Source organism: Ponticaulis sp. (genome assembly GCF_029210165.1).
In the GTDB taxonomy this organism is placed as follows: Bacteria; Pseudomonadota; Alphaproteobacteria; order Caulobacterales; family Hyphomonadaceae; genus Ponticaulis.
Map to the genome: position 1 here is coordinate 1,793,399 of NZ_JARGNT010000001.1, position 13,382 is coordinate 1,806,780.

Annotated in this window: 15 protein-coding genes; 12 read left to right on the forward strand and 3 right to left on the reverse strand. The window is 55.6% G+C overall.

All coding sequences use genetic code 11. The annotated features are described in order from the left end of the window. Nucleotides 1–26: 26 nt before the first annotated feature. Entirely contained in the window at nt 27–959 is a 933-nt protein-coding gene (locus P1U45_RS08805; protein WP_301058726.1) for a hydrogen peroxide-inducible genes activator, read from the reverse strand. A gap of 97 nt (nt 960–1,056) precedes the next feature. On the opposite strand from P1U45_RS08805, the gene P1U45_RS08810 reads away from it, so the two are divergent. Both P1U45_RS08810 and nhaA read left to right on the forward strand, forming a co-directional pair. Further along, nucleotides 1,057–1,674, forward strand: a complete 618-nt coding sequence (locus P1U45_RS08810) for a phosphoribosyl-AMP cyclohydrolase (protein ID WP_301058727.1) — start codon at nt 1,057–1,059, stop codon at nt 1,672–1,674. 104 nt (nt 1,675–1,778) lie between these two features. After that, nucleotides 1,779–2,978, forward strand: coding sequence for a Na+/H+ antiporter NhaA (gene nhaA / locus P1U45_RS08815; RefSeq protein ID WP_022694559.1), 1,200 nt, complete (start codon nt 1,779–1,781; stop codon nt 2,976–2,978). A 25-nt stretch (nt 2,979–3,003) separates the two neighbouring features. Here nhaA and P1U45_RS08820 read toward each other — a convergent pair whose 3' ends face one another. After that, entirely contained in the window at nt 3,004–4,035 is a 1,032-nt protein-coding gene (locus tag P1U45_RS08820; RefSeq protein WP_301058728.1) for a DUF4105 domain-containing protein, read from the reverse strand. A gap of 119 nt (nt 4,036–4,154) precedes the next feature. Here P1U45_RS08820 and P1U45_RS08825 point away from each other — a divergent pair, with 119 nt between their 5' ends. Both P1U45_RS08825 and P1U45_RS08830 read left to right on the forward strand, forming a co-directional pair. Then, nucleotides 4,155–4,532, forward strand: a complete 378-nt coding sequence (locus P1U45_RS08825; RefSeq protein WP_293609754.1) for a DUF4112 domain-containing protein — start codon at nt 4,155–4,157, stop codon at nt 4,530–4,532. A 97-nt stretch (nt 4,533–4,629) separates the two neighbouring features. Beyond that, on the forward strand, nt 4,630–5,409 hold the full coding sequence (locus tag P1U45_RS08830) for a hypothetical protein (protein ID WP_301058729.1): 780 nt from the start codon (nt 4,630–4,632) through the stop codon (nt 5,407–5,409). Between the two features lie 33 nt (nt 5,410–5,442). On the opposite strand, the gene P1U45_RS08835 is transcribed toward P1U45_RS08830, so the two are convergent. Continuing rightward, nucleotides 5,443–6,495: a deoxyhypusine synthase gene (locus P1U45_RS08835; protein WP_301058730.1), complete on the reverse strand. Its 1,053-nt coding sequence runs from the start codon at nt 6,493–6,495 to the stop codon at nt 5,443–5,445. A 231-nt stretch (nt 6,496–6,726) separates the two neighbouring features. On the opposite strand from P1U45_RS08835, the gene P1U45_RS08840 reads away from it, so the two are divergent. The 8 genes from P1U45_RS08840 (at nt 6,727) to P1U45_RS08875 (ending at nt 13,382) form a co-directional block, all read left to right on the forward strand. Continuing rightward, a complete protein-coding gene (locus tag P1U45_RS08840; RefSeq protein ID WP_301058731.1) occupies nt 6,727–7,020 on the forward strand; it encodes a CU044_2847 family protein in 294 nt (97 codons plus the stop codon). A 50-nt stretch (nt 7,021–7,070) separates the two neighbouring features. After that, entirely contained in the window at nt 7,071–8,240 is a 1,170-nt protein-coding gene (locus P1U45_RS08845; protein WP_301058732.1) for a S8/S53 family peptidase, read from the forward strand. 43 nt (nt 8,241–8,283) lie between these two features. Further along, nucleotides 8,284–9,891, forward strand: a complete 1,608-nt coding sequence (locus P1U45_RS08850) for a peptide chain release factor 3 (RefSeq protein WP_301058733.1) — start codon at nt 8,284–8,286, stop codon at nt 9,889–9,891. A 292-nt stretch (nt 9,892–10,183) separates the two neighbouring features. Then, nucleotides 10,184–10,936 carry a hypothetical protein gene (locus P1U45_RS08855; protein WP_301058734.1) on the forward strand — a complete coding sequence of 251 codons (753 nt, stop codon included), beginning with the start codon at nt 10,184–10,186 and terminating at the stop codon, nt 10,934–10,936. Then, nucleotides 10,933–11,421, forward strand: coding sequence for a hypothetical protein (locus P1U45_RS08860; RefSeq protein WP_301058735.1), 489 nt, complete (start codon nt 10,933–10,935; stop codon nt 11,419–11,421). The genes P1U45_RS08855 and P1U45_RS08860 overlap by 4 nt, the downstream gene beginning before the upstream one ends. Nucleotides 11,422–11,440: 19 nt before the next feature. Continuing rightward, nucleotides 11,441–11,941, forward strand: coding sequence for an SgcJ/EcaC family oxidoreductase (locus P1U45_RS08865; RefSeq protein WP_301058736.1), 501 nt, complete (start codon nt 11,441–11,443; stop codon nt 11,939–11,941). Between the two features lie 12 nt (nt 11,942–11,953). After that, a complete protein-coding gene (locus tag P1U45_RS08870; protein WP_301058737.1) occupies nt 11,954–12,745 on the forward strand; it encodes a hypothetical protein in 792 nt (263 codons plus the stop codon). A gap of 91 nt (nt 12,746–12,836) precedes the next feature. After that, entirely contained in the window at nt 12,837–13,382 is a 546-nt protein-coding gene (locus tag P1U45_RS08875; RefSeq protein WP_301058738.1) for a cytochrome c, read from the forward strand.

Consider the following 13,382-nt stretch of genomic DNA (forward strand, 5'->3'; position numbering starts at 1 on the left):
CTGCGTCGCTGCGCTATGGGAAGCGATTAAGCCGCGCCAATGCTTGCGGCGCCTTGCTCGAGTATGCTGGAGGCGGTTTTGGAAAGCTCGTCAGCAAGCATGCGATACCGGTTTGTAAGAGGTGAGGAGGCCCGCCAGCAAAGCGCAATCTCCCGCTCGGCTGAAGGGTAGTTGATGCGCCTGATGATCTGATCGGGGTCACGGCGGGCTTCAGACAGCGCATAGAGGCTCGGTAGAACGGCCACGCCCGCGCCCATTATCGCCATCTGACGGACGGCATCGAGACTGGAGCCTTCATATTCGGTGCTGACCTGCGTGCCGATATCATCTGCCAGCCTGTGCACCAGCTCGCTCAGGCGGTGGCCATATCCGATAGTCAGCAGCGGGTGGCCGCGTAGTTCCTCAGGCTCTACCGGACCTGTCGTACTGCTCAGCGGATCATCGGATGCGGCGCATATCCAGAGCTGTTCGGTGAAAAGCGGTTCGCTCCGGCACTCAGGGTGGCTTTCGGGTGTAGAGATGATCAGGTCAAACCGGCCATCGCTCAAATGTTCGGCCAGATCGATGGTGCGTTCTTCGCGCACGATCAGTCTGAGTTCGGGGAAACGCTGGTGGAGCTGACGGGTCGCTGGTGGCAGAAGATAGGGGCCAACGGAGGGAAGGACGCCCAGATTGATGCGGCCTTTAAAGTCTTCCTCGCTTTGCCGCGAGAGCGTGTGAAGCTCTTCGACCTGGCGCAGAATATAGCGCGCGCGGACAACAATATCCCGGCCTGTCGGGGTGAGCACAGCGCCATGGCGTCCACGTTCCAGAAGGCGGGTACCCAGCTCTTCTTCCATGTCTGCAATCTGCGTTGAAAGACTGGACTGACTGACATTCACCCGTTTTGCGGCCTCGCCGTATTTTCCCGTTTCGGCAATCGCGACGAGATATTCCAGTTGTTTCAGCGTGGGCCGCATCTATCGATTTTTCCGATTGAAATTCAATTTTTATTATATTGGAAGAATGGAAGGGCGCAATCCATTTCACTTCTGTAAGCGAAAACAGGAGCGAAACATGAGACGTACAAGAGACATTATCCGCCGTAAGAAAGTCCGCCAGAAAAGCGCCGCATCAGGTCGCTGGTTCAAGGCTGGAGCCGCTGCTGCCATCATGGCACCGCTCTCCGTCGCTGCACCAGCATATGCGACGACGGCGGCTGAGCAGTTGGCGAACATTACCGAGCAGGACGTACTCGACGCCCAGCGTGTCTGGGGTGAAGGGATTGTCCGCATCGGCGCGGCTTTTCAGAACGGCGAAGACTATGACGCCGTCGCATCGAACATGATCCGCTCGCTTTATGCCTATGATCAGCTGGAAGTCCTCTTCAAGCCGACACTGGCTGCAGAGGAGCAGTTCCGCCCCGAATTTGACGGCGCGCTCTCGTATTTTGTCGGCGGTGACATCGACGAAGATTCAGGATTTGCCATCCGCCCCTGGTCCAATGTCCGCTTCGGCGAACAGCAGATCATAACGCTGGGCGACAGCGCCCTTGCGATGGGCAATTATTATTTCACCCCGGTCGGTGAAACGGAGGAAACAAAGGTCGAGTTCTCATTCGGCTATGTGCGTGACAGCGAAGGCCTGATGCGCATCGTCCTCCACCACTCTTCTCTGCCGTATGCGGGCAGCTGAAGCAGCTGAGGCGGACGCCCATCCGCCCTCATAGCTAACCTCCACCCCAACTCTGCGAGACTGAGTCCCCGGTCTCGCAGTTCTTTTTCCAAGGAAGGACCCTTATGACACGCATATTCAGACGTGCTGTTGAATTCTTCGAGTGGGCGCCCTCAGCCGGCTTGCTCCTCATTCTCGCGACAGTCTTCGCCGTTCTTATCAATAACAGCGCGATTGCCAGCCTGTATTCCGCATTTCTGGATGTACCCGTTGCCATTACTGTGGGGGCTCTTGAGATCGACAAGCCGCTTATCCTCTGGATTAATGATGGCCTGATGGCGGTCTTCTTTTTCCTCGTGGGTCTGGAGATCAAGCGCGAGGTATTACAGGGGCAGCTTTCATCACGAGACAAGATTGTGTTGCCGTTGTTCGCAGCGGTGGGTGGCATGCTCGTGCCAGCGCTTGTGTTCCTCGGCATCAATGCAGGCAGCCCTGAAAACCTGAATGGCTGGGCTATTCCTGCGGCAACTGACATTGCGTTCGCGCTTGGTATTCTTGCCCTGATGGGAAGCCGTGTGCCGGTTGCGCTGAAGGTTCTGCTTCTGGCGGTGGCTATCATTGATGACCTCGGCGCCATCATCATCATCGCGCTCTTCTATACGAGCAATCTGTCCGTTGAAGCGCTCATGCTGGCAGGCGTTGGTCTGGCGGGTCTCATCACGCTGAACCGGCTCGGCGTGAAACGTATCGCGCCATATGTGCTGATCGGTGTTTTCATGTGGGTGTGCGTGCTTAAATCCGGTGTCCATGCGACGCTTGCCGGTGTGATCACGGCTCTGGCTGTTCCGATTTACGGCCGGAATGAGAGCGAACCATCGCCGCTGAAACGTCTGGAGCATGGCCTCCACCCGTGGGTCGCCTTCGCGATTGTGCCTCTGTTTGCCTTCGCAAATGCCGGTGTCTCACTTTCGGGCCTGACGATGGAAACGCTGATGGCACCGCTGACGCTTGGTGTGGCCGCTGGTCTTTTCATTGGTAAGCAGGTGGGCGTGTTTGGCCTTAGCTTTATCGCGGTGAAGACAGGCATTGCGCGCCTGCCGGATGGCGTAAACTGGGCGCATCTCTACGGCCTTGCCTGCCTCACAGGTGTCGGCTTCACCATGTCGCTCTTCATCGGCACGCTCGCCTTTTCGGATGCAGCAGCGATGAACGAGATCAGGCTTGGTGTTTTGATGGGGTCGACCCTGTCTGCTCTGGCCGGTGTGGCCATCCTGCTGGCAAGTACACGCTCCCCTGCGCGAGACCGCGAGGCCGTGCCAGCCTAAACCCGAAGGAGGCGTGGGCTTTGGCTCACGCCTCTTCGCCTAATTGCTCACGCAGATAGATGCTGAAATCCCTGTCTGTGTCGAAGCTGAACGGGTGCGGGACATCATTTGGAAGATGGGCCCGCATTTGTTGCTCCTCCAGCGGCAGGTCATCACTGATCAGGCCATGATCGCGCATAAGCGGAAGGGCATAGCCCGGTATCCAGCGGCGGATATCCCATGACGGAATACGCGATTTCAGCTCGCGGGACTGGTTCACAAGACCGGTAAAGCAGCTCTCTTCCAGCGTGTCGTAAAAGTCCGGTGTTTCGGACAGGTCGGTGGAAAAGCGCAGCAGGTCTTCCAGCACAGAGCGGACTTCTTCCGGTGTCAGCTCCAGCGGGTAGAAATACATCTCTTCTGGCGGCACATGCGCGAGACGCTTGCCGATGAGGTCACGCTCCGTGCCGAAGACGGGATAGGTCTCGAAGTTTCGGAAGAAGCCGCCAAGGGGCTGGAAGCGGTCCCAGCTGACGCGCCGCGCTTCAACCGACACAGCCAGTTGCTCGCCGCTTTCAAACCCGAAGGTGATGAAGATATGGGTGAGGAACGGACCGTCGCCGAAAGGCTGTATGATCAGCTCGGCGGTTTCGACCTCTGACAAGTCAAAGCTCTCGTCGCGCCAGTGGACTTCAACAGGCGCATCGGAATGATGTTCGGCATCACGGAAATTGTGGATGGTGACGTTATCGCCTGCAAACTCGGCGGAGGCGCGGCGCTCATGCAGGGGTACCCAGTCCTGCGGGGCTGGAGGCTTGGTGTAATAAACCGCAAAGAAGGCGATCATGATCAGACCCAGCCCAACGCGCCGGATAAGTTTGGATTTGCCAGGCCAGAACCAGAGGAGCAAAGCAGCGGGGAAAACCGCTATGCCTGCAAATTCGCGTGCAGGAACCGGCCAGCCAATCCAGAAATAAATGCCACCGGCCATGATGAAGGCCGCTATGACGAACACGATATGCAAAAGCACTTTGGCTATAATGCGCAGGACGGATGCCGGTTGGTGACGTGTACTCATTTCTTCCCCCGGCTATCGCAGCCCTGATCCATGCCATAAGAATTCAAGCTGAATAACGTCGCAACCTTGAACCGGTTTCCAGCGTTAGAATGCCATAATCACTGGATAGAGTCCCAAACATGGAAATTCTTGGCCCCGAAGAGACGCTGACACCCGAGCAGGAACAGGCGCTGCAACAGGCGCGCGCACTGTCGCGTCTGCTGGATGACCAGTTCCAGATTGCCGGTTTTGGCGTGGGGTTGGATGGTATTATCGGCCTTATCCCGGGCGTGGGTGATGCTTTCACTACGGCGATGGGCGCCTATCATGTCAGCCTGGCCAACAAGCTCGGCATGGGCTGGGGCACCCGCATGCAGATGATCGGCAATCTGGGGGTCGACTTTGTAATCGGCCTTGTGCCGCTGCTGGGTGATTTTCTCGACTTCGGCTTTAAAAGCCATCGCCGGAATATGCGTCTCATCGAGAAGAAGCTGGAAAAGCGCGGCATCAGGATTTGAAGCATAAACTCCGGATGCGGATGGACTGTTTGCTGAAGGAGTCCTGAATGCGGCCCTGAAATTGCAGAGTGTCACAAAACTGAGTTTTGAGACGCCAATGTTATTTCAGACTGTTCTATTTTGTATCGCTGCGGTTCTCGCTGCCATCATTTCGATACGTTTCATCTTTCCGCGCGGGCTGGAGGCGACATCTGTCGACCGGCTGAGCGTCTTCATCATCGCTGGTGCGCCCATTGCGGTTCTGGCTGTTTTGAGCGCGCTTCATGCGCGGGGCTCGCTAGAGCTGGCATGGCTATTCAGTACCGAAGAGACAGATGCGGGCCCGATCGAGTATGGCACGGTGCTGTTCTTCCTGATGGCGTGCGGCCTATCATTTCTGATTGCGCGCGCAGACCAGACCATGATGCGCTTTGCCTATCTCGGCCTTGGCGCGGCGTGTTTTCTGATCGCAGGTGAGGAGCTGAGCTGGGGGCAGTGGATCTTCCATTGGGAGACGCCGGAAGCGCTCGCCGAAGTGAATCTGCAGCAGGAAACCAACATCCATAATCTGGTAAATCCGCGCCTTTATGATCCGATCTATGCGGTGGCCGGTTTTGCGTTGATTGCGATGTGTGCGGCCTCCGTGCTTGGCGGGGCACGCCGCTGGCTGTCTGCGCGGGCTGATATGCCTGTGATCGGAGAGATTGCAGCCTTCACAGACTGGCTGGGCGTTGCGCGCTTCGGCATGGTGTTGACGCTTTCGACGGCGGTGCTGCTTCAGCACGAGTCCTTTGAGGAGTATTCAGAAGTCATGCTGAGCCTGACGCTCGCTCTGTTTCTGATGCATCGCCTGCGCATGGTCGCTGCGCCTGCAGGCCAGTTCGCACCGGCAGAATAGGGCAGGCGCTATTAAAGCGCCCGCCCGATAAATTTATTTCTGGAAGAGGTCTGCCCAGCGACGCTTCTGGCGGGTTTTCCAATGACCACGGTGGTAAGCGTCAGAGACGATAACCGGCGCAACTGTGCCAGCTTCTGCGAACACCATCTGCTCCAGCGCGACGTCGACCTTGCCCCATGAGCAGGCTTCTTTCAGCGTAGAGGATGAACACGCGCCATCACGTACGTCAGCAACGGTGATCTGCACGGCGTATGCGTGCATTTCAGCGTCCTGCCCAAGGATTTCGGCGCAGACTACCGTGTCCTGCGCGAAGTTCTTCGGTACGCCGCCGCCAATCATGAAGAGACCCGTGCGGCCTGCCTGGATCTTCACTTCGGTCAGCTCGCGAAAGTCAGCGACAGAGTCGATCGTCATGTAAGGCTTGCCCTCTTTCATGCGGTCAACCTGGTGCTTAACTAGACCAAAGCCTGCAGAGCAGTCAGAGAAAGCCGGCACGAAGATCGGCACGCCTTCTTCGTAACAGGTCTGGATGAGAGAGCCTTCTTTCTTGGCATTGCCAGCCGCCAGCCATTTGCCGATCTCGTAGATGAATTCACGGGAGGAATACGGGCGCGGCTCGAGGTTATCTGCGATGTCCTTGATGATGTGATCGCAGGCCTGAAGCTCTTCTTCGTCAATGTAAGTGTCGTAAATACGGTCGATATAGAGATCGCGCAGAATACGGTCGTCCGGAATTTCCGGTGCGCGATAGTGTTTGAAGCCGAGCGCTTCAAAGAAATCCATGTCGATGATGGACGCGCCCGTAGAGACGATTGAGTCGATCATATTGTTGGCGACCATATCGCGCCAGACATGCATACAGCCGCCCGCGGATGTGGAGCCAGCAAGGGTGAGCATGGTCGAGCAGGATTTGTCTTCCAGCATCATGTTGAGAATTTTCGCCGCGCGCGCTGCATCGCGGGACGAAAAGCTCATCTTGCTCCAGGCTTCGATCAGCTGGCGGCCATCAAACTCAGTGATGTCGATATGCTCAACAGGATTGTCGAGGAGTTCAGCTTTGCGCTGACGGTCAATGGTATCAGACATTGCGGGATTCCTTATTGTCAGGTGGGCCGGAAGGGAGGCAGTGTCTGACCATCTGAAATCCGGTGCGCTCCTATAAATGTACGGTATGTTTCGTCAAGCGTAAAACACACGCAGAATGCGACAAATTTTTGTGTCGCACCCTAATAGATTCAGGGTGTTTATTTTTCTGGGGTTGTAAATTACTGAAATTTCCCCATTTTCGCGAAGCAGATTTTCAGGGGGAGAGTTTAGATGTCGGATTCGGTAATGGTGCAGGTCGGAAATCTTGCTGGTGGGGTTAGTCCTCAGGCGGGCCGAGGTGACTTCGTGGAGATCGACGAAGAGGCGCTAAAAAAGGTTTTAAAAACAGTAGAAAAAACGTGGCAGGGTTTTGCAGGCGAAATCGGTAAAATTAACAACCCGCCGAGGGAAGTTGCGGTTGAACTCGGCGTAAGCGTCGGCGGCGAGGCCGGTGTGCCATTCATCACCAAAGGGACGGTTGGTGCAAACTTCAAAGTTACCTTGACATGGAAGAATGAAAGCTGATGGCTTGCCGAGTTCCGGGTAGGTTGCTCATTGGGCCGCAACCCTTTGAAATGGAAACTGACCGCGCTGTCGAAATGCTTCAAAAAGAATTTGGCGGAGATTTCGAGCTTGACCACCGCATTATTGATGTTTTGCAGGCAAACGATGTCGAGCTACGCGACCAAAGATTAGCACAAACATTACCTTTTGTGGCCCGGGTTCCGTTCGGAGAAGAGTTCAATTTCGCTTCTAAGTTTGCAAGTTTGCAATTTGTAGGAATGGCTAGTCCAGACTTTTTGGTGCAGCCTGCGTCAGCGACAATTCAGCTGAATGATGCAGAGATCGCGAAATATGTTCAAGCGATTAGCTCCCTTGCTCCAGCACGCCCTCAATGTGGAGATGGCGTTCGAATTGCGATGCTTGATTCAGGAGTCGACCTTAATGTGGTCACAGCAGGCAAAACAGCAGCAATACAATATGATACGTATGACCCAATTAGCGGGGCTGTAACGCCCTTCGACACGACAGGTCATGGCAGTTGCGTGGCTCAAATAATTGGTAGTGTAGTACCGGGAGCAGAAAAAGTATCCATCCGCACCTTTGAACATAGCGGAGCCCTTAGCAATGTGGTCGCGGGTTTGTTTCTGATCTCGCAGCTTGGACCATTTGATGTTATTAATATGAGCTTTAGCTTGGATGCTTTTGAGCTTTGCAATCACTGTGGATTAAGCCAACTTTCCGCGTTCAGCATGAAGCAAATTGAGTTTTTCTTCAGATCAGCGCTCAGCGTTATGCCGAATTCAATCGCGGTGGCTGCTGCAGGGAATACGGGATCGAGTGTGCAGTTGCCAGCGATGTTCGACGATATATTTGCGGTTGGAAGCTTTGATTATGCACAGATGAAGCCCATTTCCACTCACATCAATGTCCCAAATTTGCGGTATGTACTGGCACCCGGCGGGATGAATAGTCCATCAACGTCGTTTGGTGAAGCGAGTATCGGCTTGGCGCAGGCTCAACAACTTTTCGGAACATCGTTCGCAACTGCTTACATTTCAGGACTGGCCGGTAAGGTTGCGTGCGGAGAGACAGGGCAGTGTCGCTCGATTTCTAGGTTATTAACTCCTAGCGGACATATTGGTTCATTGAGGGACAAATTCGCCGCAATCCTAAAAGCGAATAGCAGTACTCGTTGGTCAGGGTTTGACGCTTCAAAACACGGGTTTGGTTGCATTGGCTGACGAGTTCCTCGACATTTTGGCCAATCCCAACTAAATCGCGCGCATGAGTTTATCCCTTTCGCAAGAAGCCGAACGCCGGCGCACCTTCGCTATCATTTCCCACCCGGACGCTGGTAAGACCACGCTGACGGAGAACCTGCTGCTGGCAGGCGGTGCGATCCGTCTGGCGGGGCAGGTGGCTGCGCGTGGTGAACGTCGCCGGACAAGCTCTGACTGGATGAAGATCGAGCGTGACCGCGGTATTTCGGTTTCGGCCTCCGTCATGACGTTCGAGCATGATGACAAAGTGTTCAACCTGCTTGATACGCCGGGCCACGAAGACTTCTCCGAGGATACGTATCGTACGCTGACGGCGGCGGACTCTGCCATTATGGTGCTCGACGCCGCGAAGGGTATCGAGCCGCAGACGCTGAAGCTGTTCGAAGTCTGCCGTATGCGCGACATTCCGATCATCACCTTTGTGAACAAGATGGACCGCGAGGCTCAGGACCCGTTTGATATTCTGGAAGAGGTACATGAGAAGCTGGCGCTTGATGTGTCGCCGCTCTACTGGCCGGCCGCGTCCGGTAACCGCTTTGCGGGCATGAAAGATCTGCGCACGGGTGAATTTTGCCTGTTCAAAAAGCTCGCGGCGGACGCGAAAGAGCATCCGGAGCGCGCCGAGCGCATTAAAATGGATGGCTCCAATTCACTGGCTGACCGTGTGGATGAAAGCGTTCTGGAAGAGCTGGAACTGACGGCCGAGCTCGCGCAGGATGGCCTGCCAGAGTTCGATCATCAGTCCTACCTTGAGGGCCATATGACGCCGGTCGTGTTCGGCTCCGCGCTCCGCCATTTCGGCGTTCACGAGCTTCTCTCCACCATTGGCGAGTTTGCACCGCCGCCGCGCCCGCAAAAGGCTGAGGTGAAGGGACAGGAAAAGATCATCGTGCGCGATGACAAACAGGTTACGGGCTTCATCTTCAAAATTCAGGCGAATATGGACCCGAACCACCGCGACCGTGTGGGCTTCTTCCGTATTTCATCCGGCGAGTTCAAGCGCGGCATGAAGCTGAAAACCTCATCCGGCAAGCTGCTCAATGTGCACAATCCGATGATGTTCCTTGCGCAGGACCGCGAGATTGCTGACGAAGCCTTTCCGGGCGATGTGATCGGTATTCCGAACCATGGCGCGCTGCGCGTGGGTGATGCGCTCTCTGAAAGCGGCGACGTGAAATTCGCGGGCATTCCGAACTTCGCGCCGGAGCTTCTGCGTCGTGCGCGGGTGAAAGACCCGATGAAGCAGAAGCACCTCAAAAAGGCGCTGGAGTCTCTGGCCGAAGAAGGCGTGACCCAGCTGTTCCGCCCGCAAATTGGTTCGGACATGATTGTCGGGGCGGTTGGCTCGCTCCAGTTTGAAGTCATGAAAGAGCGCGTGCAGGCAGAGTATGGCCTCGAAGTCGAATTCGAGACAGCGCCGTACAATGTGGCGCGCTGGATTTCCGGCGATCAGGACAAGCTCGAAGCCTTCATGGATAAGAACAAATCCCAGTCCGGCACCGACCTTGATGGCGACCCTGTCTATCTCGGCAAAGATACCTGGGATGCGAACTATACGATGGACAGAAACCCTGACCTGAAGTTCACGACCACGAAAGAGCGTCTGGCTTAGGCGCTTTTGTTTGTTCTCGCGAACTGTGTTCGCATAGAACGCGCTCAGGGCTGCCATTGTTTGACCACCGCTCACGGCTACTGCCGCTTTCACGATGGGCGTGCTCAGGGCTGCTTCTCAATTCGCTCGGTGCTGTAGCCATCTGAAGCCAGAACAACTGCGTCTGCGGGTGCAGATGCCTTCGGGAAGACATCTCGCGAAAATCGTGCATACTTCATTTCGGGTTGAAATGGGGCGGGGCGCGTATGCGATTTTTCAGATGTATGTTGGCTGACGGGCATTGCGGTAAGCGATGATCCTGCGCCGCCTCGCTACCTCCATCCGCAAACAGGATTGGTTCGCCGTTGTCATTGAGACACTGATTGTTGTGATGGGTGTTTTTCTGGGTATTCAGCTCGGGAACTGGAATGCGGCTCGCGTCAACCAGGTCGTCTATCAGGAGGCGCTTGAGCGGTTCGAAACTGAGATTGACCGCAACATGGCCGAACTTGAGCGTGTTATCGACGACCAGAGCCGGTCACTTCCTCGTGTTGAGGCGGCCATAGAAGCGCTGCAGGCCTGTACAGACACCGAAGTTGCCGTCGATGCAGTTAACGATGGTCTTCAGGCAACCCGGGCGACGGCGAGTATCCATTTGCGCGTGGCAGCGCTTGAGGACCTGACCAGCGATCCGATCCTTCTCGCGCAACAGTCGAGCTCAGCGCGCCAGCGTCTTGCTGATCTTGCATTCACGTTTGACCTGTTTGAAGCAGAATCTGGCTGGTCGGAGGTCATACCACTTGAGACACCCGCTGCGTTCAGGCGGTCAGTTGACATTGGGCCACCAATGCCACCTCGCGAGTCGACCTATGCCGGCCGAAGCTATCAGTGGGGGAGGAGCTTTCCCGTTATGCTCTCCGTGCCCGTTTCGCAGGCCTGCAAAGAGGGCGAAATTATCAAGAACCTGTTTCACTGGCATCAATGGCAAAGCCATGTGACGCCGCTCTCAATAGGGGTTCTGGATGAGTTGAATGACATCAGAGAGCTCGTGGAGGAGATAAGATGACCCTGGAACAAGCGGCCCTGATTGCCCAGATTGTCGGCGTGGTCGTTGTCGCGGCGACCCTCATCTATCTTGCCATGCAGGTGCATCAGGGCGCGCAGCAAATGCGATCTGAAGGACGGCAGGCGCAACTCACCTACGATCAGACCGGCGTCTACAAATTTGTTGATTTTCCGGAACTTGGACGCATTTTCTCGCAGGCAGAAAAACCAGGTTTTGAAGAAAAAACGAAGCTGTTTTTCTGGATGATCGGCCAGATGCGTGCGCGTGAATATGAGTGGCTGCAATACCAGAATGGCGCAATCACCCGAGAGTCCTGGGAAACCTATCACGGCGTAATCTATTTTGTGCTCGGGACCGAGCGGAGCCGGGCGCTCTGGGAGGTTTGCTCAGGATACTTCAATCCAGGCTTTGTGGAGATGGTCGGCGGCATGATGAAAGATGTCCCGCCGACCGATTTGTGGGATCGGCTGGAGGATGTTGGATGAGTGAAGGATTGGGGACGAAGTGAATAAAACTGTATTTTTGATGCTTGCCATTGCGGTCAGCGGCTTCGTAAGTGGGTGTAGCGAAACGCCATCACAAGCGGATGATGAAGCTAACCTGGTGTCGGCAACGCAGACCTGGGTCGAGACCTATAATCGGAATGATTGGGCAGCATTGGCGGATTTGTTCACCACAGATGCCGTGATGATGCCTCCGGGATCTCCCGCTGTGACGGGCCGCGAAGCAATTGTGACATGGGAGGCCACTTATGAAGAGGGCTTCCGCATCGCTCTACACGTTGAGCATATCGATGTTATCGGGGATCACGCGATTATCAGAGGGCGCTCATGTCTGTTGATTCCGCTCGATGACGGGAAGACGGGTGTGGATGTTGGAAAGTACCTGGAAGTACGTATACGCTCGGCGGACGGTCGCTGGCTCGTTGAACAGGATATATTCAATTCCAGCCTTTCGCCCGGAACCGAGCTGGTCGAAGCATGCCCTTTTGAGGCAGATTTTTAAGAGAGCAAAGCCATGATCCTTAGACGCCTTGCCACCTCTATCCGCAAGCAGGACTGGTTTGCCGTGATCATTGAGACGCTGATCGTGGTGATGGGCGTCTTCATCGGTCTGCAGGTCAATAACTGGAACGAAGCGCGGAGCAACCGGATTGAGGCGGAGTCCTCGCGTGAGCGGCTCATTGCCGATCTCCACGCTGATCTCGATGCCTTTGCGGTGCGTCGGCAATGGTATGGAGAAGTACTGGAAGCTGCGCTGCGCGTGGATGACGCGCTGCGGTCTGATCCGCCTGAAACGATTGATGAGATGTGGGCGTTTGTCCTCGACAGCTGGATTGCCGGCGGCGAGTGGCCGTTTGAGCCATCTGCCCAGATTTACAGGGAACTTCAGAATGCTGGCGATCTCGACCTCATCGCCAGCGGACCGATACAGCGCCGACTCCGCGACTATTATGAAGACTCTTCCCACGAGATTGAAACCTTGACGATATTTCAATCCGGCTATCGTGATCTGTCGCGCCAACTGATTGAAGGCCGCGTCGGCACGCACGTCGCTGGCTGTCTCTCCTTAGCATCCAGTCCCGAACCCAGTCAGCCAGATGCAAACCCGGACACATTCTACGAAAACTGTCCTCCGCCAGAAAACTTTGCCCTCGTTGTGCGTTCAGCCGAAAGTCTCCGGGAGACGGAGGCGCTACGAATGCAGCTGAATATGCAACTGAGCAAACTTGCGTGGCTGCCGTCGTTTCTTGATTACCTTGATCGACAGGCGACGTCATTGGTGTCTGATCTGGAGGCTGCCGAGTGATCCTTCGACGTCTCGCCGTTAGGCGCGACATTGAATCCTGTTGGCGTTAGTGGGGTATCGTCATAGTCTGGCGCAAAGGGGAGAAAGCATCATGAGACATGCTCTTAAACTTACGGGTCTTGCGGTGGCGACCGCTGCGATTGTCGGCGCGTGTACGCACGCTGGCGCGCCAGACGAAGTCGCGCCTGTGCTGACGATCAACGAGGCTATGCTGAATGTCTTCCAGCCTGATTTCCAGAATTATGGCGACACGGCTTTCTGGGCGTATGATGACAATGGCGAGCTGGATGGTTCTCTGCTCACCGAAGAACAATGGGCGCTCATGGGTGAGGGCGCTGTAGCGCTGCGTGATACTGCGCTTCTTCTGGCGGCTTCAGAGCATTTCGTTGTGGCTGCGCCGGGCGTGGACCTTGGCTTTGAGGGCAATGGCTTTGTGCCGCCAGAGCAGGTGCAGGCCAATATTGATGCCAATCCAGATGGCTTCCGCGCGATGATGGAGGCCTTCGCTGCAGAGGCTGATCTGGCCGTGACGGCTGTTGAAACCCGCGATGCGGCGCTGCTCGTCGCTCAGTCAGATAATCTCTACAATACCTGCAAGGGCTGCCATATGGCGTTCTGGTATCCGGGGCAGAGGTAA

Bases quoted from the DNA above. Each gene is read 5' to 3' on its own strand.
- P1U45_RS08855 (WP_301058734.1), top strand. From the start codon at position 10,184: ATGATCCTGCGCCGCCTCGCTACCTCCATCCGCAAACAGGATTGGTTC.
- P1U45_RS08860 (WP_301058735.1), top strand. From the start codon at position 10,933: ATGACCCTGGAACAAGCGGCCCTGATTGCCCAGATTGTCGGCGTGGTC.
- P1U45_RS08845 (WP_301058732.1), top strand. From the start codon at position 7,071: ATGGAAACTGACCGCGCTGTCGAAATGCTTCAAAAAGAATTTGGCGGA.
- P1U45_RS08820 (WP_301058728.1), bottom strand. From the start codon at position 4,035: ATGAGTACACGTCACCAACCGGCATCCGTCCTGCGCATTATAGCCAAA.
- P1U45_RS08825 (WP_293609754.1), top strand. From the start codon at position 4,155: ATGGAAATTCTTGGCCCCGAAGAGACGCTGACACCCGAGCAGGAACAG.
- nhaA (WP_022694559.1), top strand. From the start codon at position 1,779: ATGACACGCATATTCAGACGTGCTGTTGAATTCTTCGAGTGGGCGCCC.
- P1U45_RS08850 (WP_301058733.1), top strand. From the start codon at position 8,284: ATGAGTTTATCCCTTTCGCAAGAAGCCGAACGCCGGCGCACCTTCGCT.
- P1U45_RS08830 (WP_301058729.1), top strand. From the start codon at position 4,630: ATGTTATTTCAGACTGTTCTATTTTGTATCGCTGCGGTTCTCGCTGCC.
- P1U45_RS08875 (WP_301058738.1), top strand. From the start codon at position 12,837: ATGAGACATGCTCTTAAACTTACGGGTCTTGCGGTGGCGACCGCTGCG.
- P1U45_RS08840 (WP_301058731.1), top strand. From the start codon at position 6,727: ATGTCGGATTCGGTAATGGTGCAGGTCGGAAATCTTGCTGGTGGGGTT.
- P1U45_RS08870 (WP_301058737.1), top strand. From the start codon at position 11,954: ATGATCCTTAGACGCCTTGCCACCTCTATCCGCAAGCAGGACTGGTTT.
- P1U45_RS08805 (WP_301058726.1), bottom strand. From the start codon at position 959: ATGCGGCCCACGCTGAAACAACTGGAATATCTCGTCGCGATTGCCGAA.
- P1U45_RS08810 (WP_301058727.1), top strand. From the start codon at position 1,057: ATGAGACGTACAAGAGACATTATCCGCCGTAAGAAAGTCCGCCAGAAA.
- P1U45_RS08835 (WP_301058730.1), bottom strand. From the start codon at position 6,495: ATGTCTGATACCATTGACCGTCAGCGCAAAGCTGAACTCCTCGACAAT.